General features: G+C 65.9%; 16 protein-coding genes and 1 tRNA gene. 5 read left to right on the top strand and 12 right to left on the bottom strand.

Going from position 1 to position 16558, the window contains the following annotated elements; all coding sequences use genetic code 11:
* Positions 1-117 precede the first annotated feature (117 nt).
* From rlmN to trmJ, 7 genes are all read right to left on the bottom strand, one after another.
* Positions 118-1245, bottom strand: coding sequence for a dual-specificity RNA methyltransferase RlmN (gene rlmN, locus ACR80S_RS04980; protein ID WP_435402696.1), 1128 nt, complete (start codon positions 1243-1245; stop codon positions 118-120).
* A gap of 72 nt (positions 1246-1317) precedes the next feature.
* Complete coding sequence (ndk, locus tag ACR80S_RS04975) at positions 1318-1743, bottom strand: nucleoside-diphosphate kinase (protein ID WP_435399397.1); 426 nt, start codon at positions 1741-1743, stop codon at positions 1318-1320.
* 216 nt (positions 1744-1959) lie between these two features.
* Positions 1960-2286, bottom strand: a complete 327-nt coding sequence (locus ACR80S_RS04970; protein WP_435399396.1) for a HesB/IscA family protein — start codon at positions 2284-2286, stop codon at positions 1960-1962.
* Between the two features lie 75 nt (positions 2287-2361).
* Positions 2362-3519, bottom strand: coding sequence for an aminotransferase class V-fold PLP-dependent enzyme (locus tag ACR80S_RS04965; protein ID WP_435399395.1), 1158 nt, complete (start codon positions 3517-3519; stop codon positions 2362-2364).
* Positions 3520-3566: 47 nt separating this feature from the next.
* Entirely contained in the window at positions 3567-4037 is a 471-nt protein-coding gene (gene iscR, locus ACR80S_RS04960; protein WP_435399394.1) for a Fe-S cluster assembly transcriptional regulator IscR, read from the bottom strand.
* Positions 4038-4134: 97 nt separating this feature from the next.
* Positions 4135-5004, bottom strand: a complete 870-nt coding sequence (gene cysE, locus ACR80S_RS04955) for a serine O-acetyltransferase (protein WP_435399393.1) — start codon at positions 5002-5004, stop codon at positions 4135-4137.
* 102 nt (positions 5005-5106) lie between these two features.
* The gene (gene trmJ / locus ACR80S_RS04950; RefSeq protein ID WP_435402695.1) at positions 5107-5856 is read right to left on the bottom strand and encodes a tRNA (cytosine(32)/uridine(32)-2'-O)-methyltransferase TrmJ; all 750 of its coding nucleotides are present in this window, start codon (positions 5854-5856) and stop codon (positions 5107-5109) included.
* A 167-nt stretch (positions 5857-6023) separates the two neighbouring features.
* Here trmJ and ACR80S_RS04945 point away from each other — a divergent pair, with 167 nt between their 5' ends.
* Positions 6024-6818 carry an inositol monophosphatase family protein gene (locus tag ACR80S_RS04945; protein ID WP_435399391.1) on the top strand — a complete coding sequence of 265 codons (795 nt, stop codon included), beginning with the start codon at positions 6024-6026 and terminating at the stop codon, positions 6816-6818.
* A gap of 362 nt (positions 6819-7180) precedes the next feature.
* The gene (gene hmpA / locus ACR80S_RS04940; protein ID WP_435402694.1) at positions 7181-8380 is read left to right on the top strand and encodes an NO-inducible flavohemoprotein; all 1200 of its coding nucleotides are present in this window, start codon (positions 7181-7183) and stop codon (positions 8378-8380) included.
* A 119-nt stretch (positions 8381-8499) separates the two neighbouring features.
* Here the strand turns inward: hmpA and secF are convergent, their stop codons facing one another.
* From secF to queA, 5 genes are all read right to left on the bottom strand, one after another.
* Positions 8500-9426: a protein translocase subunit SecF gene (gene secF / locus ACR80S_RS04935; RefSeq protein ID WP_435399389.1), complete on the bottom strand. Its 927-nt coding sequence runs from the start codon at positions 9424-9426 to the stop codon at positions 8500-8502.
* A 9-nt stretch (positions 9427-9435) separates the two neighbouring features.
* Entirely contained in the window at positions 9436-11286 is a 1851-nt protein-coding gene (gene secD, locus ACR80S_RS04930) for a protein translocase subunit SecD (RefSeq protein WP_435402693.1), read from the bottom strand.
* Between the two features lie 150 nt (positions 11287-11436).
* A complete protein-coding gene (gene yajC, locus ACR80S_RS04925) occupies positions 11437-11769 on the bottom strand; it encodes a preprotein translocase subunit YajC (protein WP_435399387.1) in 333 nt (110 codons plus the stop codon).
* Positions 11770-11871: 102 nt separating this feature from the next.
* A complete protein-coding gene (gene tgt / locus ACR80S_RS04920; protein ID WP_435402692.1) occupies positions 11872-13077 on the bottom strand; it encodes a tRNA guanosine(34) transglycosylase Tgt in 1206 nt (401 codons plus the stop codon).
* A 30-nt stretch (positions 13078-13107) separates the two neighbouring features.
* On the bottom strand, positions 13108-14148 hold the full coding sequence (queA, locus tag ACR80S_RS04915) for a tRNA preQ1(34) S-adenosylmethionine ribosyltransferase-isomerase QueA (protein ID WP_435399385.1): 1041 nt from the start codon (positions 14146-14148) through the stop codon (positions 13108-13110).
* Positions 14149-14262: 114 nt separating this feature from the next.
* Between queA and ACR80S_RS04910 the strand changes: the two genes are divergently transcribed.
* The 3 genes from ACR80S_RS04910 (at position 14263) to ACR80S_RS04900 (ending at position 16476) form a co-directional block, all read left to right on the top strand.
* Positions 14263-14349: transfer RNA gene (locus ACR80S_RS04910), tRNA-Leu, on the top strand.
* 99 nt (positions 14350-14448) lie between these two features.
* Positions 14449-15726: a tyrosine-type recombinase/integrase gene (locus tag ACR80S_RS04905; protein WP_435402691.1), complete on the top strand. Its 1278-nt coding sequence runs from the start codon at positions 14449-14451 to the stop codon at positions 15724-15726.
* Positions 15727-15819: 93 nt separating this feature from the next.
* Positions 15820-16476, top strand: coding sequence for a hypothetical protein (locus ACR80S_RS04900; protein WP_435402690.1), 657 nt, complete (start codon positions 15820-15822; stop codon positions 16474-16476).
* The last annotated feature ends 82 nt before the right edge of the window (positions 16477-16558 follow it).

Here is a 16558-nt window from a genome sequence, read left to right as displayed (position 1 = left end):
GTTCTCCCCACGGTCAACACGAAGCCCCGGCGGCATGCCACTGCCAGGCGAGCCGGGGCGATCAAGAGCCTGACCATCAAAGCGTCGTGCCCGGTTGAAGTCAAGGCGCCCACCCGCTCAGTCGGCGTCGATCTGGATCGACTGGATATAGCGCTCGTTGCGCTTGGTACGATCCTTGACCCTGCCCACCAGCTGGCCGCAGGCGGCGTCGATGTCGTCGCCGCGGGTGGTGCGGATCGGCGCCGTGTAGCCCAGCTCATAGAGCCACTGCTGGAACCGCACGCACTGGTTGCGCGATGGCTTCTCGTAACCCGAATGGGGGAAAGGATTGAACGGGATCAGGTTGATCTTGCACGGCAGCTCTCGTAGCAGCTCGGCGAGCTCCTGGGCGTGCTCCTGCTGGTCGTTGACGTCCTTGATTACCGTGTACTCCACGGTGACCATGCGGGTGTCGTCGCACTTGGCCAGGTAGCGGTGGCAGGCGTCCAGCAGGGCGCGAATATTGTACTTGCGGTTGAGCGGCACCAGCGTGCTGCGCAACTCGTCGTTGGCGGCATGCAGCGAGATGGCCAGGCTCACGTCGATCTCGTCACCGAGCTTGTCGATCATCGGCACCACCCCGGAGGTGGAGAGGGTGACGCGGCGCTTGGAGAGCCCGTAGCCGTCATCGTCGAGCATCAGCTTCATGGCCGGCACGACGTTGTCGTAGTTCATCAGTGGCTCGCCCATGCCCATCATCACCACGTTGGTGACCGGGCGGTTGGCGGTGTCCTTGCGCGGCCCCACGCTGCGCTGGGCGACCCATACCTGGCCGATGATCTCGGCGGCGGTGAGGTTGCGCTGGAACCCCTGCTTGCCGGTGGAACAGAAGCTGCAGTCCAGCGAGCAGCCCACCTGGGAAGAGACGCACAGAGTGCGGCGCTTGCCGTTGTCGGCCGGGATCAGCACCGTCTCGACGTAGCTGCCATCCTCGACCTCCAGCACCCACTTGCGGGTGCCGTCGCTGGAGGTGCCCTCGTAGACCACGCCGGGACCGCGGATCTCGGCCACCTCGGCGAGCTTGGCGCGCAGCGCCTTGGCGAGGTTGGTCATGGCCGCGAAGTCGTCACAGCCCTCGTGGTGGATCCACTTCATCACCTGGGCGGCACGGAACTTCTTCTCGCCGATGGAGAGGAAGTAGGCTTCCACCTCCTGGCGGGACATGCCGAGCAGGTTGGTCTTCTGGGGTGCGGTATCAGCGGTCATGGCAGTCAGCGGGTCGGGAAAGGGAGGAGCAGGGCAGGCGGGGGGTGAACCCCCCGCCTGGGGGAGACGCGATCAGCGCGGGCAGATCTCGTCGGCGCCGAAGAAGTAGGCGATCTCGCGCTCGGCAGACTCGGGGGAGTCGGAGCCATGCACGGCGTTGGCGTCGATGGTCTCGGCGAAGTCGGCGCGGATGGTGCCCGGCGCGGCTTCCTTGGGGTTGGTGGCGCCCATCAGCTCACGGTTCTTGGCGATGGCATCCTCGCCCTCCAGCACCTGCACGACCACCGGGCCGGAGGTCATGAAGCCGACCAGATCCTTGAAGAAGGGGCGCTCCTTGTGCTCGGCGTAGAAGCCGCCGGCCTTGTCGTTGTCGAGCTTGAACATCTTGGCGGCGACGACCTGGAGGCCGGCCTTCTCGAAGCGCGCGATGATCTCGCCGATGGCGTTCTTGGCGACGGCGTCGGGCTTGATGATGGACAGGGTGCGCTGGGTAGCCATGGGCATGTCTCCAGTAGGGTGGGGTGAGAAGTGTGCGTGAATAGCGCCGCGCCGCCCTTGGGCTCCCGGGTTGGAAGCGAGGGCGGCGCGGTGAAGCGAATCAGGCGGTCCGGCGAACCGGGGGCTCGGCTGAATGCGTCGACTGGGCGCGGATTATACCGCTCCGGGGCGGCGTTGAACAATCGTCGCTGGTCGCGAGGCAGCGCCCCTTGAGTGTTAGACCGTAAAGCTCTCGCCGCAGCCGCACTGGTCCTTGACGTTGGGGTTGTTGAAGCGGAAGAAGCGGTTGAGCCCCTCGTTGACGTAGTCGACCTCGCTGCCGTCGAGCATCTCCAGTGCCTCGGGGGCGACGAAGACCTGCACGCCGTGCTCCTCGAAGCGGACATCGTCGGCGGCGGGCTGGTCGGCGAAGTCGAGCACGTAGCTGTAGCCGGAGCAGCCGCTGGGCTTGACCGAGACGCGCAGGCCCAGGCCTGCGCCTCGCTCGTCGAGCACACGGCGGATCTGGTCGGCGGCGGCGGTGGTGATGGTCAAATGCGCCATGGGTCTCTCCTTGGTTCGGTGGGTGGGCCCCGGTTCGCCGAATGGGCCTGTCATCGGTGGTCGGGGCTTGCTGGTTCAGATCGCCTGGCGGCGCAGCCCGGTGAGGGCGTGGCGCAGGGCGGAAAGCGCCGTGTCGATATCGGCCTCGGTGGTGAAACGCCCGAAGCTGAAGCGCAGCGAGGCCAGCGCCAGGGCCCGCGGCAGGCCGATGGCCTTCAAGACATAGGACGGCTCGACGCTCGCCGAGTTGCAGGCGGAGCCGGTGGAGAGGGCCAGGTCGCGCAGCGCCATCAGCAGAGATTCGCCGTCGACCCCCTCGAAGGCGAGGTTGAGGATGTTAGGCACTGACACCGTGATATCCGTATTGCGATGGATGCCGCCGAGATCGGACAGGCCGTCGAGCAGCCGGTCGCGCAGCGTCGCGATGTGCGCCTGGTCCGCCTCACCCTCGGCGCCGGCCAGGGCGAAGGCCTCCCCCATGCCGACGATCTGATGGGTGGCCAGGGTGCCGGAGCGCATGCCGCGCTCGTGGCCGCCGCCGTGGATCAGCGCCTCCAGGCGGATGTCCGGATGGCGCTTCACGAAGAGCGCGCCGATGCCCTTGGGGCCGTAGGCCTTGTGGCCGGAGAGCGACATCAGGTCGATGCCCAGCCGCGTGACGTCCAGGTCCAGGCGGCCCACCGCCTGGGCGGCATCCGCGTGGAACAGCGCGCCGCCGGCGTGGGCCACCTCGGAGAGCGCCGCAAGGTCGTGGATCACGCCCAGTTCGTTGTTCACCGCCATCAGCGACACCAGCACGGTGTCCTCGCGCATGGCCTCGCGCAACTGCTCGGGCGTTACGCGACCGTCGGGGCCGGGGGCGAGCCAGGTGACCTTGAAGCCTTCGGCCTCCAGCGCCATGGCGGTGTCCACCACGGCCTTGTGCTCGACGATGGAGGTCACCAGGTGGCGGCCACGTTGGCGGTTGGCGCGCAGATAGCCGATCAGCGCCAGGTTGTCGGCCTCGGTGGCACCGCTGGTCCAGACGATCTCGCGGGGGTCGGCATGGATCAGGTCGGCGACCTGACGGCGGGCGTTCTCCACCGCCTGCTCGGCCTGCCAGCCCAGCATATGGCTGCGCGACGCCGGGTTGGCGAAGATGCCGTCGAGGGTCAGGTGGCGGCCCATCAGCTCGGCGACGCGGGGGTCGACGGGCGTGGTAGCGGCATAGTCGAGATAGACGGGTGTGCTCATGGACTCGGGTATCGTGGGGCTCGGTTGGGTGCCATCGGGGCGCAGGATCAGGGGGCCGAGGCGAAGACGTCGCTGCCGTCCAGGCGGTCGCGCTGGCGGACGGCGATCTGCTGGACCTCCTGGCGGGCGGCGAGCTGGCCGAGGGTAATGCCCTCCAGGAAGCCGTGAATCTGCTCGGAGAGCTCGCACCACAGGTGGTGGGTCAGGCAGGTGTCGCCCTGCTGGCAGTCGGAGAGGCCGCCGCAGCGGGTCGCATCCACCGACTCGTCCACTGCGTCGATCACCCGTGCCACCGAGATGGTTTCCGGCGCCCGGGCCAGCAGGTAGCCGCCACCGGGGCCGCGCACGCTCTCCACCAGCTCCGCCCGGCGCAACCGCGCAAAGAGCTGCTCCAGGTAGGAGAGCGAAATCTCCTGGCGCTTCGAGATGTCGGCCAGGCAGATCGGTCCCGACTGGCCATGCATGGCCAGATCGAGCATGGCGGTGACGGCGTAGCGTCCCTTGGTGGTCAGGCGCATTGCGACCTCGGCGCCGAGCGGGTCGGCGGTCGGTGAACGGGCGCTCCGCAGGGAAGCGCGATCAGACAGGCATTATGGTAAAGACCTAGCGTGGCGGTCAACCATTAGGCCCGCGGTCGTCGTCATCGGCGCCTGCGGCGGGCTCGGTCCTGGGTGCCGGGGTCTTCTCCGGCATGGCGCAGGCGTCGGCGTCGTCGAGGACATCGGCGAAGTCCTCGTCACGCAGCGCCGGCAGGCGACCGTCGCGGTAGCTGGCATCGACCTTGCGCAGGGTACGGCACATCTCCTCGATGCGCTCGTCCACGGCGTGCATGTGGTCGAGCATCGCCTGGATGGAGCGTGCCACCGGGTCGGGCATGTCCTCGCTGATGCCGTAGGCGTCGAAGCCGAACTTGCGGCGCATGGCTTCGCGGCGCTCGGGGTCCACCTCCAGCGCCTCGGCGGCGTCCGGCTCGGTGCGCTTGACGATCTTGCCTGGGATGCCCACCACGGTGGCGCCGGCGGGCACCTCCCTGGTGACCACGGCGTTGGAGCCGATCTTGGCCCCGGCGCCCACGTGGAAGGGGCCGAGAATCTTGGCGCCGGCACCGACGATCACGCCATCCTCCAGGGTAGGGTGGCGCTTGCCCTTGTTCCAGCTGGTGCCGCCCAAAGTCACGCCTTGGTAGAGGGTGACGTCGTCGCCCACCTCGGCGGTCTCGCCGATCACCACCCCCATGCCGTGGTCGATGAAGAAGCGCCGACCGATGATGGCCCCGGGATGGATCTCCACACCGGTCATCCAGCGCGAGAAGCTCGAGAGCGTGCGCGCCAGCCACTTGAGGTTCCTGCGCCACAGCCAGTGACTCAGCCGATGGATCAGCAGGGCATGCAGCCCCGGGTAGTTGGTCAGCACTTCCAGGAAGTTGCGGGCAGCCGGGTCACGGTCGAAAACGCTGTTGATGTCCTCGCGCAGGCGTTGAAACATTCAGCGGTCCTTGGCTGGGATAGCAGAAGGGTGGGGCGGCGACCGCCACAGGTGATTGAGACAGTGTGGGGGCGTGCCGCTGTCCCTTCAAGGCGCACCGGCTCAGGCGGGGCCGTCGTCGCGATGCGGCACGAGCTTCTCGGTATCGGAGAGGATGCCGCGCAGGATATTCAGCTCCATGCGCTCCGGACGCGCCCTGAGGGTGAAGCGGCGCAGGCGGGCCATCAGCTGGCGCGGCATGTCCGGGTCGTGGAAGCCGATGGCGATCAGGGTGCGCTCCAGGTGGGCGAAGTAGTGTTCCAGCTCAGCATGGGTGGCGAGCGGTGGCGTGGGTTCTTCGCTTTGAGCCTCCCGTCTGGCCAGCCAGGCCAATCGACACTCGTAGGCCAGCACCTGCACGGCGGCGGCCAGGTTCAGCGAACTGAAGTCGGGGTTGGTGGGGATATGCACGTGGGCATGGCAGCGCTGCAGTTCGGCGTTGGTCAGGCCGCTGTCCTCGCGGCCGAAGACCAGGGCGACACGTGCCTCGGAGGTGGCCAACTCCCCCGGTAGCTGCTCGCCCAGTCCCCGCGGGGTAATCATCGGCCAGGGCAGCGTGCGCGAGCGGGCGCTGGCGCCCACCACCAGGGTGCAGTCGGCCACGGCCTGCTCCAGGGTATCCACGACCGGGGCGGCGTTGACCAGGTGATCGGCCCCGGAGGCCCGCGAGACGCTGTCCGCTGTGACGGGCGTGCAGCGTGGCGCCACCAGGGCGAGGTCGGTGAGCCCCATGTTGTGCATGGCGCGGGCGGTGCCGCCGATGTTGCCGGGGTGGCTGGTGCCGATCAGGACAATACGGATGCGGTCGAGCATGGGAAAACCGTTAGGCAGGTGGAAACAAAAGAGAGGGAGTCTAGCATGTTGCCAAGGGCCAAGGGCCAAGGGCATGGCGAAAAGTGTCGGGGTCTGCTAGGATGCGCGCCGTCTGTTACAACGAACCCCCCCGTTCTTTAACACCACCGACTCCTCAAGGCCCGATCATGCATCCGATGGTCCAATATGCGCTGCGCGCCGCGCGCAGCGCCGGCGAACAGTTCCTGCGCATTCGCGAGCGTATCGAGAATGCCCACGAAGAGAGCAATCTCGACCGCCTGCTCGAGGACGCCGCCCGCAACGCCGAGACGCTGATCGTCCGTCAGCTCTCCCGTGGCTACCCCCAGCATGGCGTCGTCGGGCGCTTCACCCCCCATCGCGCCGGCGAGGGGGAAGGCGTTGACACCCTGTGGAAGATCGAACCCTTCCACGGCTACTCGAACCTCGGCGTGGCTGCCTCGGGCTTTGCCCTGTCGGTGGTCTGCCTGGTCAAGGGCCGTCCGGAGCATGCGGTGGTGATCTGCCCCTTCAGCGACGATGAGTACCTGACCAGCCGTGGCCGCGGTGCCCAGCACAACGGTAAGCGCATCCGCGTGCCCAAGACCCTGGCGGTGGGCGGTGCCCGCATTGCCATGGGGCTGCCCGAGACCTGGTTGCGCAACCGCCACTTGCCGGCCTACCTGACCCTGGTGCAGCAGCTCGGCCCGGTCATCGAGGTGCAGCGCGCCTCGGGCAGCGGCCTGCTGGACCTGGCCGAACTGGCCACCGGCCGGGCAGATGCCGCCTTCGTACTCGGCCTCGAGGAGCAGGATATGCACGTCGGCAGCCTGCTGCTCAAGGAGGCCGGGGCCCTGATGGGCACTCCGGACGGCCAGCCCAAGGTCGAGGTGGAAGGCCAGCTGATGGCCGCGGGCCCGAGGCTCTACAAGGCCCTGGTGCAGCAGCTCAAGCCGCACTTCTGAGCCCGAATCGCCAGGACTGATGAGATAAGAAAAGCGCCCCCCGCAGCCTTGCTGCGGGGGGCGCTTTCGGTTGGAGCCTGGCTCTTAGCTCTTAGCTCTTAGCTCTTAGCTCTTAGCTCTCGGCCTTCAGGGCAGCTACTCCTCGGCCTCGGCGTCTCTCCTTCCTGCAGAGTCGGGTCCATGCGGTCAGGCTGCAGGCGCAGCAGCAGGGTTGAGGCCTTGTGTGCTCGGCGGTGAAGCGAGCCGACCAAGCCCCACGAGACCGGGCAATCGAATAACGGGGGAGGCGCCTCCCCCTCGATCAGGCTATAAAAGGTATTATACATACCACTTAAAGCTAGCACGTCATCCCGGAGGTTTGCATGCTGTCTCAGTCCACTATCGAAACGGTCAAGAGCACCGCCCCGTTACTCGGGAGTGAAGGGGAAAGGATCACCCGCCTCTTCTATGACAAGCTGTTCAGCCATCACCCCGAGCTCAAGCACATCTTCAACATGGCCAACCAGGCGAAGGGCGAGCAGGCGCGGGCACTGGCCGATTCGGTCTTCGCCTATGCCAGCCATATCGACCAGCTGGAGGCCCTGGGGCCGGCGGTGACGCGCATCGCCCACAAGCATGCCAGCCTGCAGGTAGCTCCGGAGCACTACCCCATCGTCGGCAAATATCTGCTGGAAGCGATTCGCGACCACCTCAAACTGCACGACGACGATCCCGTGCTGACGGCGTGGGCAGAGGCCTATGAGGCCCTGGCGGCGATCTTCATCCAGACCGAGGAGGGGATCTATCAGGCGAACGAGGCCACGCGGGGTGGCTGGCGTGGCGATCGCGCCTTCATCATCGACCGGATCGAGCGCGAGACCGACGAGGTCAAGTCCTTCTACCTGCGGCCGGAAGACGACCAGCCGATCGCCGACTTCCGGCCCGGCCAGTATGTGGGGGTCAAGACCCAGCCGCCGTCCTCGCCGTTCGACGAGATTCGCCAGTACTCGCTTTCCAGTGCCCCCGGTGAGCCTTGCTATCGCATTACTGTCAAGGCGGAGGCCTCCGGGACCTCGGTCCCGGGCCAGGTCTCCAACTTTCTGCATGCTGCCAGTGTCGGCGACAGGGTCTGGCTGCGCCCCCCCACCGGCGATTTTGTCGTCGAGAAACGTTCCGAGAGGCCGGTGCTGATCGGCGGGGGCATCGGCATCACGCCGCTGATCAGTATGCTGCTCAATGCCGTAACGCAAGGCTGGGAGCTCGAGCTTCTGGTATTCATTCACTGCTGTCGCGACCGTTCACACCACGTCATGCACGATGAGCTTCGCGCACTGAGCGCGCATAAGGGCTTCAAGTATCATGTGGCCTACGAGCAGGGCGAGGGGGCCGACTATCTCGGCTACCTGGATACGGCTATCCTCGAGAAGTGGCTGCCCTTCGAGGGTCGCGGCGACGTCTATTTCTGCGGTCCGACGCCCTTCATGTCGGGTCTGAACATTCTGCTCAAGCGGATGGGCTATGGCGACGATCAGCTCCATTACGAGATCTTCGGGCCACGTATCCGCTTCAGCGGGGTCCCATGACACCAGCGAAACTTCTGACCGCTGTCGAGCCTGAAACGAAGACGCCACCCGGCTTGCCGGGTGGCGTCTTCGCATGAGCGTCATCTGCGGGCGGCGCAGCTCAGGCAGAGGCGTCGCCCTCAGGGCAGCTCCTCCTCGGCCTCGGGATCTTCCTTCTTGGCAGGAATAAGATCCTCGCGCTGGAGGTGTACCGCCAGCAGCAGGGCCGCGGCCACATAGATGGAGGAGAAGGTGCCGACCACCACGCCGATGATCAGGGCGATCGAGAAGTGGTGGATCATGTCCCCGCCCAGCAGCAGCAGCGCCATCAGCACCAGGAGGGTAGTGCCTGACGTCGCCAGCGTGCGCGAAAGGGTCATGTTGATCGCCTCGTTGAAGATCGCCGGCATGTCGTCGAGGCGCGACTTTCGGATCGTCTCGCGGATGCGGTCGTAGACCACGATGGTGTCGTTGAGCGAATAGCCGATCACTGCCAGCAGGGCCGCCAGCACGGTGAGATTGAAGTCGAGCTGGAACAGCGAGAAGATGCCGACCACGATGATCACGTCGTGCATCAGCGCCAGCAGGGCGCCGATGGCGAACTTGTACTGGAAGCGGAAGGCCACGTAGAGCATCACGATGCCCAGCGCCACCAGCAGGCCCAGGCCGCTCTGATCGCGCAGCTGCTCGCCCACCTGAGCGCCGACGAACTCGGCGCGCACCAGCTCGACGCTCTCGCCGCCGTCGCGCAGCAGGGCCACCACGCGATCGCCCACGTCCGCATCGAAGGCCTGCTGCAGGCGAATCAGTACCTCGGTAGAGGCGCCGAAGGTCTGCACCGAGACGTCCCGGAACTCGGCGCCCTCCAGGGTCTGGCGGACGGCCTCGAGGGAAGGTGCTGCGGCGTAGCGCACCTCCACCAGGGTGCCGCCGGTGAAGTCCAGCCCCAGGTTAAGCTGCTGGAACAGCAGCGAGACGATCGACACCAGGATCAGCAGGCCGGAGATCGCGAAAGCGAGCCGGCGCTTGCCCATGAAGTCGAACTGTCGGTTGATGAGGGTTTTCATTGCCACCTCTTATATCCAGAGCTTCTTGACCGGCTTGCCGCCGTAGACGAGGTTCACCATCGCGCGGGTCACCAGCAGGGCGGTGAACAGCGAGGTGATGATCCCCAGCGACAGGGTCACCGCGAAGCCTTTGACCGGCCCGGTGCCGATCGAGAACAGGATCACCGCCACCAGCAGAGTGGTGATATTGGCGTCAACGATGGAGGTGAAGGCGCGCTCGTAGCCGGCATGGATCGCCTGCTGCACCGAGAGCCCGCCGCGCAGCTCCTCGCGTATGCGTTCGAATATCAGGACGTTGGCGTCCACCGCCATGCCCAGTGTCAGCACGATGCCAGCGATGCCGGGCAGGGTGAGGGTGGCGCCGAGCATCGACATGGCCGCCATCAGCAGGGTCAGGTTCAGTGCCAGGGCCACGTTGGCGATGACGCCGAACACCTTGTAGCGGATCAGCATGAACAGCACCACCAGCAGCAGACCGATCTGCACCGACATCACGCCGCGCTTGATGTTCTCGGCGCCGAGGCTCGGGCCGATGGTGCGCTCCTGCACGAAGTAGATGGGCGCGGCCAGCGAGCCCGAGCGCAGCAGCAGGGCGAGCTCAGCCGCCTCCGTGGGCGAATCGAGCCCGGTAATGCGGAAGCTGTTGCCCAGCGCGCTCTGGATGGTGGCCAGGCTGATCAGGCCGCGCTCGGTGTAGGGCTCGCGGACGATGACCTCCTCGCCGTCGACCATCTCCACGCTGTCGCGGGTCTTATGCTCGATGAACAGCACCGCCATGTTGCGGCCGATGTTGGTGCGGGTGGCGCGGTTCATCAGGGTGCCGCCGGTGCCGTCCAGGTTGATGTTGACCTGTGGGCGCCCGCTTTCGTCGAAGCTGCGGCTGGCGCTGGAGACGCTGTCGCCGGTGATGATCACGTCACGCATCAGGTCGGCGCTGCGCGCCTCATCGTTGCGAAACGCGAGAGTCTCGGTCTCTGCGTCCGGAGTGTCCGGGCGCGCCTCGAGGCGGAACTCCAGGTTGGCGGTGGCGCCTACCACCCGCTTGGCGGCTACGGTGTCCTGCACGCCGGGCAGCTCTACCACGATGCGATCGGGGCCCTGGCGCTGCACCATCGGCTCGGCCACGCCCAACTCGTCCACCCGGTTGCGCAGGGTGGTGAGGTTCTGGTTGACCGCGTAGTCCTGGATCTCGTTGACCGCCTGGTCGGTGAGGGTCATGACCAGTGCCGCGCCGCGGCCGTCGCCCACGTTCTGGTAGTCGAAGTCGCGGAACTCGCGGCTGATCAGGCGCCTGGCCGCGTCGCGGTCCTCCTCGCTGGTGAAGGTCAGCGTCAGGGTGCGCTCCTCGATCTCGGTGCCGCGGTAGCGAATGCGTTCGCTGCGCAGCTGCTCGCGCATGGCGCTGGCGTTGACCTCCAGGCGTTGGGTCACCGCGGCGTCCATGTCCACCTCGAGCAGGAAGTGCACGCCGCCGCGCAGGTCGAGGCCCAGGGTCATGGGCGAGGCGGAGAGGGCCTGCAGCCAGCCCGGGGTGGACTCGGCGAGGTTCAGTGCCACCACGAGGTCCTCGTCGAGCATGGCGGCGATGCGGTCGCGGGCCTGGAGCTGCTCGTCGGCGTCACCGAGGCGGATCAGTACGCTGCTCTCGCTGCTCTCCACGGACTTGATGGTAATGCCTGCCTCGCGCAGGGAGTCCTGAACGCGTTCGAGCTGGCGCTGATCGAGGGTGGCATCGCCTCGACCGCTGCTTATCTGTACCGCCGGATCTTCGGGATAGAGGTTGGGCAGCGAGTAAACCAGGCCGACGGCGAGAACGATCAGTATCAGCAGATACTTCCACATTGGGTAACGGTTGAGCATGCGAGCCCTGCCCTCAGGTTGCTGACAACGTTTGCTGACAACGTGCGTTGCGGACGTTGGGAAGATGACGTCTAAACGTCATGATCGCCACGGGGATGCCGCGGCGATCGAAAGCGGCCCCGCCGAGGGGCGGGGCCGGAAGGTCACGCTTCAGATGGCCTTGATGGTGCCCTTGGGCAACACCGCCGCCACGGCGTTCTTCTGCACGTTGATCTGGGTGCCCTCGGCGATCTCCAGGGTCAGGAACTCGCTGTCGTCGCTCACCTTGGTGATGCGGCCCAGCACACCACCGCCGATGACGATCTCGTCACCCTTGGCGAGTCCGCCGATCAGCTGCTTGTGCTGCTTGGCCCGCTTGGCCTGGGGGCGCCACAGCAGGAAGTAGAAGATGGCAACGAAGCCGACCAGCATGACGATCTGGGCCATGCCGCTGCCGGCAGCGGCATCCTGGGCGTAGGCCGGAGCGATGAAGAAATCCAGCATGGGTGGGTGTCTCCTGGTTGGGATGAGTAAGGTTGACTGCCCCGCCAAGGGCGGGGCAGTGGCGTCTGGCATCGACCCCTCGGGGAGCGCTGCCGGACGTTATCAATTCGGGGTGGGAGGCACCGGCAGGCCGCGCCGTGCATAGAAGCCTTCCACGAAGTTCGCCAATGTACCCGCTTCGATGGCACCGCGCAAACCGGCCATCAGGCGCTGATAGTGGCGCAGGTTGTGGATGGTGTTGAGCATCGAGCCGAGCATTTCGTTGCAGCGATCCAGATGGTGCAGGTAGGCCCGGGAGAAGTGCTGGCAGGTGTAGCAGTCGCACCCGGCCTCCAGTGGGTCGGTATCGCGGCGGTGCTTGGCATTGCGGATCTTCACCGTGCCATCAAAGGTGAACAGGTGGCCGTTCCTGGCGTTGCGGGTGGGCATCACGCAGTCGAACATGTCGATGCCTCGGCGCACCCCTTCCACCAGGTCCTCGGGCTTGCCCACCCCCATCAGGTAGCGAGGCGTCTCCTCCGGCATCCAGGTGGGCAGGGTGTCCAGCACCTGAATCATCTCCTCCTTGGGCTCGCCCACCGAGAGGCCGCCGATGGCCAGGCCGTCGAAGCCGATCTCCATGAGACCCGCCAGCGAGGCCTCGCGCAGCTGGGGGTACATGCCCCCCTGGACGATGCCGAACAGCGCCGAGGGCGAATCACCGTGGGCGTCGCGGGAGCGCTGGGCCCAGCGCAGCGAGCGCTCCATGGAGAGGCGTGCCTCCTTCTCGGTGGGCGGGTAGGGGGTGCAGTCGTCGAAGATCATCCCCACATCGGAGCCCAGCGAGCGCTCCATGGAGAGGCGTGCCTCCTTCTCGGTGGCCGGGTAGGGGGTGCACTCGTCGAAGATCATCACCACGTCGGAGCCCAGCGAGCGCTGCACCGCCATGGATTCCTCGGGCCCCATGAACACCTTGGCGCCATCCACCGGCGAGCGGAAGTGCACGCCCTGCTCGGTGATCCTGCGCATCTCGCCCAGCGAGAAGACCTGGAAGCCACCGGAGTCGGTGAGGATCGGCTTGTGCCACTGGGCGAAGTCGTGTAGATCGCCGTGGGCCTCGATCACCTCCATGCCCGGCCGCAGCCACAGGTGGAAGGTGTTGCCGAGGATGATCTCGGCACCGATCTCCTCCACGGACACCGGGGTCATTCCCTTGACGGTGCCGTAGGTGCCCACCGGCATAAAGGCGGGTGTTTCGACCGTTCCCCTGGGAAAAGTCAGTCTGCCACGGCGCGCCCGGCCATCGCTGGCCAGTCGCTCAAAGGTCATGAAGCATTCATTACGCATGAAAGTCTCGAATCAGGAACGCTGGTGAGTCAGGAACATCGCATCGCCATAGCTGAAGAAGGCGTAGCGCTCGGCCACCGCCTCGCGGTAGGCCGCAAGGGTGGTATCGAAGCCGGCGAAGGAAGCCACCAGCATCAGCAGGGTGGACTCCGGCAGGTGGAAGTTGGTGATGAGGGCATCGACGCAGCGCCACGCGTAGCCCGGATAGATGAAGATGTCGGTTTCGCCGCGGTAGGGGGCGATCTCGCCGTCGGGGGCGTTGGCGCAGGCGCTCTCCAGGCAGCGCACGCTGGTGGTGCCCACGGCGATCACCCGGCGGCCGGCTGTCCGGGCGGCGCGCACCTTCGCGCAGGCCGACTCGTCCACCTCCAGCCACTCGCTGTGCATGACGTGCTCGCGGATGTCGTCGGCACGCACCGGCTGGAAGGTCCCGGCGCCCACGTGGAGGGTGACGAAGGCGCGCTCCACGCCCTTCTCGGCAAGCCGCTCGAGCAGCGGTTCGTCGAAGTGCAGCCCGGCGGTGGGCGCGGCCACGGCGCCGTCGCGGCGGGCATAGACGGTCTGGTAGCGGTCGCGGTCGGCCAGTTCGTCGTCACGGTCGATATAGGGGGGCAGCGGCATATGGCCGTGCTGCTCCAGCAGTTCGATCAGCGGCGTCTCGCCGAGGAAACGCAGCTCGAACAGGGCGTCGCGGCGCCCCTCCACCACGGCGCGCACATCGCCCTCGAAGATCAGCTCGGTGCCGGGTTTGGGCGACTTGCTGGAGCGCAGGTGGGCCATGCCGCGGTGGGCATCCAGCGGGCGCTCCAGTAGCATCTCCACCCGGCCGCCGCTGGCCTTGTGGCCGTGCAGCCGCGCCGGGATCACCCGGGTGTCGTTGAATACCAGCAGGTCGCCGGGCTCGAGCAGCGCGAGCAGGTCCGGAAAGCGACGGTGGGTCAACCCGCCAGTGGGACCGTCGACGCAGAGCAGGCGGCAGTCGGTGCGCTGCTCGGCGGGGTATCGGGCGATCAGCTCGTCGGGAAGCTCGAAGTGAAAGTCGGCGCGCTGCATGGCGGTATCGGGATCCGGTGGTTCTGGGCAAGCCGCCTAGGATAACGGCTCGATGGCGCGAAGTCAGGCCCGCGATTGACCTGCCTACAGGCCCACGTATAATGCTTGCGCACTGCCGGCGTGGCGGAATTGGTAGACGCAGCGGATTCAAAATCCGCCGGGTGCAAGCCCTTGTCGGTTCGAGTCCGACCGCCGGTACCAAGCAAAACAGCTACTTACCTTCCTTCCTTGTAGCCCAGCGTGGCATAGATTAGCATCCAATAACACAGCGTATGTTGGTAAGGATGTTGGTAAGCAGCCATGCCCAAGAAAGCCCGCCCCCTATCTGCCCTTGAGGTGAAGCGACTCACCACCCCCGGCTACCATGCTGTGGGCGACGTTGCCGGCCTGCTGCTGCGCGTCGATAAGAGCAGCGCCCGTTCGTGGATTCTGCGATACACCACTGGCGAGACTCGCCTGGCCAAGAGCGGCAAGCCTTATAAGGTGCGTCGGGATCACGGCTTGGGCGGCTACCCCGATACGTCCCTGGCCATGGCCCGCGACAAGGCCCGCAAGGTCCGCGAGCTGCTGGCCGAAGGCATCGACCCCTTGAGCCAAAAGAAGGCAGCCAAGCAAGCGCGCCTGGCTGCTGAGCTGGCGCGCCTGACGTTTGCTGAGGCAGCCGAGGCTGTAATAAAGGTGAAGCAAGCCGAGGCCAGCAACCCGAAGCACGCTGCCCAATGGCGCCAAAGCCTGGAGGCATACGCCTTACCAACATTGGGCGCCATGAGCGTGGCCGATATTGAGCTGGTCCACGTCAAGCAAGCCCTTGAGCCCATCTGGACCACCAAGCCCACTACCGCCGCCCGCGTGCGCCAGCGCATCGAGAGCGTGATGGCGTGGGCAACCGCCCATGGGCACCGCGCCGGCCCCAACCCTGCGACTTGGAAAGGCAACCTAGACGCGGCGCTGCCGGCGCCAGCCAAGATAAAGAAGAAGGCACACCACCGCGCCATGCCGATTGATGACATGCCGGCTTTCTGGGCGCGGCTGTGCGAGCGTGACGATATGCCGGCCAAGGCACTTGCCTTCACCATCCTGACGGGCAGCCGTTCCGGCGAGGCGCTGGGCGCCCGCTGGGAGGAGATCGACCTGGCCGGGGCGGTTTGGACGATACCGCCGGACAGGATGAAAGGCCGCCGCGAGCATCGCGTACCGCTGGCGCCTGCTGCCGTCGAGCTGCTGCGATCACTGCCCCAGGCCGAGGAGGGGCTGGTATTCACCCGCAACGGCGGGCGCAAGCTGGCCGACCGGGCAATGACTGACCTGCTGGCCACCATGGGCGAGAAGGAGAGGGCAACCGTTCACGGCTTCCGTAGCAGCCTGCGCGATTGGATGGCCGAGCGCACCGCGACCCCGCATGACGTGGCCGAGATGGTGCTGGCCCACGCTATCGGCAACCAAGCCGAAGCCGCCTACCGCCGGGGCGATCTGCTGCCCAAGCGTGCCCGCGTGATGAAGCAATGGGCCGCTTTCCTGGCCACACCTGCCGGCGCCAGCGACAAGGTGACGGCGATTCGCAAGGCATCCACCGAATAACCGATTTGGCCGGCTAGGGTAGCTCCCGAAAGCGCGGCGACTCCACCGCGCCCGTCGGCCAACCTTCACTGGAGCGAGCGCGAGGAGTAGCGCATGGCACTTACACCGTGGCACGTTGCTAGTCGGCTGAGCTGCGATGATGTGGCGAGCCTTCTAACTGGTTTCGATATTTCTGCCGCCAGAGCTGGTTTGATAGGTGATCACGAGATTCAAGAGTACAGAGCATGGAATCGTGTGATTGTTGAGGCATCCCAGCGTGGAGAGCTAGCCCCTTTAGCTGTTGAAGTGTTGGAAGAAGAAGCCGAGCCCGACCCGGTTGAGCGCGAGATGACAATTAAGCGTTATTGGGCGCCCTGTGACCCCGAAAACATGATTTGGACGTTTGGTTATGACGCTGATGCGGTGCGCCTGACCTTCGAGCGTGCCGAAGTTTACCGTTGGCTGAAGGCGTCAGGCATTGCCGACGATGACATACCCGAGGCACTTCGCGTCATGCCCAAGCCCCAGGCGCCAACCGCATCGCAAGACAAACCGCTTCACCCTCGCCGCCGGCAGACCTATCTAACATTGATTGAGGCGCTGGCGCTTAAGGCGCTGGACGGTGAGATACCCGCCGAGCCTTACAAGGCAGCCGCCACACTGCAAAGCATTCTGGAGCAACATGGGCTGAAATTGGACAAAGACCCAATTGCTGACACCGTTAAGGAGATACACGCCGCCCGCGAGGAGCGTGCCAGCGAGCGGCGATGATTCGATTTACCCCTATCTCGAACCTATAAGGAACGCCACCCCTTTCCATTTGGGACAATTCGCTATTTCGCCACGCCATGCT

The sequence above is a fragment of the Halomonas salsilacus genome, from assembly GCF_051216275.1.
Lineage (GTDB): Bacteria > Pseudomonadota > Gammaproteobacteria > Pseudomonadales > Halomonadaceae > Halomonas.
This window is presented reverse-complemented; position numbering and strand designations above follow the sequence as displayed.

What these genes read in the sequence shown, in the direction of transcription:
- rlmN (WP_435402696.1), bottom strand. Translation starts at nt 1,245, where the DNA reads ATGACCGCTGATACCGCACCCCAGAAGACCAACCTGCTCGGCATGTCC.
- ndk (WP_435399397.1), bottom strand. Translation starts at nt 1,743, where the DNA reads ATGGCTACCCAGCGCACCCTGTCCATCATCAAGCCCGACGCCGTCGCC.
- ACR80S_RS04970 (WP_435399396.1), bottom strand. Translation starts at nt 2,286, where the DNA reads ATGGCGCATTTGACCATCACCACCGCCGCCGCCGACCAGATCCGCCGT.
- ACR80S_RS04965 (WP_435399395.1), bottom strand. Translation starts at nt 3,519, where the DNA reads ATGAGCACACCCGTCTATCTCGACTATGCCGCTACCACGCCCGTCGAC.
- iscR (WP_435399394.1), bottom strand. Translation starts at nt 4,037, where the DNA reads ATGCGCCTGACCACCAAGGGACGCTACGCCGTCACCGCCATGCTCGAT.
- cysE (WP_435399393.1), bottom strand. Translation starts at nt 5,004, where the DNA reads ATGTTTCAACGCCTGCGCGAGGACATCAACAGCGTTTTCGACCGTGAC.
- trmJ (WP_435402695.1), bottom strand. Translation starts at nt 5,856, where the DNA reads ATGCTCGACCGCATCCGTATTGTCCTGATCGGCACCAGCCACCCCGGC.
- ACR80S_RS04945 (WP_435399391.1), top strand. Translation starts at nt 6,024, where the DNA reads ATGCATCCGATGGTCCAATATGCGCTGCGCGCCGCGCGCAGCGCCGGC.
- hmpA (WP_435402694.1), top strand. Translation starts at nt 7,181, where the DNA reads ATGCTGTCTCAGTCCACTATCGAAACGGTCAAGAGCACCGCCCCGTTA.
- secF (WP_435399389.1), bottom strand. Translation starts at nt 9,426, where the DNA reads ATGAAAACCCTCATCAACCGACAGTTCGACTTCATGGGCAAGCGCCGG.
- secD (WP_435402693.1), bottom strand. Translation starts at nt 11,286, where the DNA reads ATGCTCAACCGTTACCCAATGTGGAAGTATCTGCTGATACTGATCGTT.
- yajC (WP_435399387.1), bottom strand. Translation starts at nt 11,769, where the DNA reads ATGCTGGATTTCTTCATCGCTCCGGCCTACGCCCAGGATGCCGCTGCC.
- tgt (WP_435402692.1), bottom strand. Translation starts at nt 13,077, where the DNA reads ATGACCTTTGAGCGACTGGCCAGCGATGGCCGGGCGCGCCGTGGCAGA.
- queA (WP_435399385.1), bottom strand. Translation starts at nt 14,148, where the DNA reads ATGCAGCGCGCCGACTTTCACTTCGAGCTTCCCGACGAGCTGATCGCC.
- ACR80S_RS04905 (WP_435402691.1), top strand. Translation starts at nt 14,449, where the DNA reads ATGCCCAAGAAAGCCCGCCCCCTATCTGCCCTTGAGGTGAAGCGACTC.
- ACR80S_RS04900 (WP_435402690.1), top strand. Translation starts at nt 15,820, where the DNA reads ATGGCACTTACACCGTGGCACGTTGCTAGTCGGCTGAGCTGCGATGAT.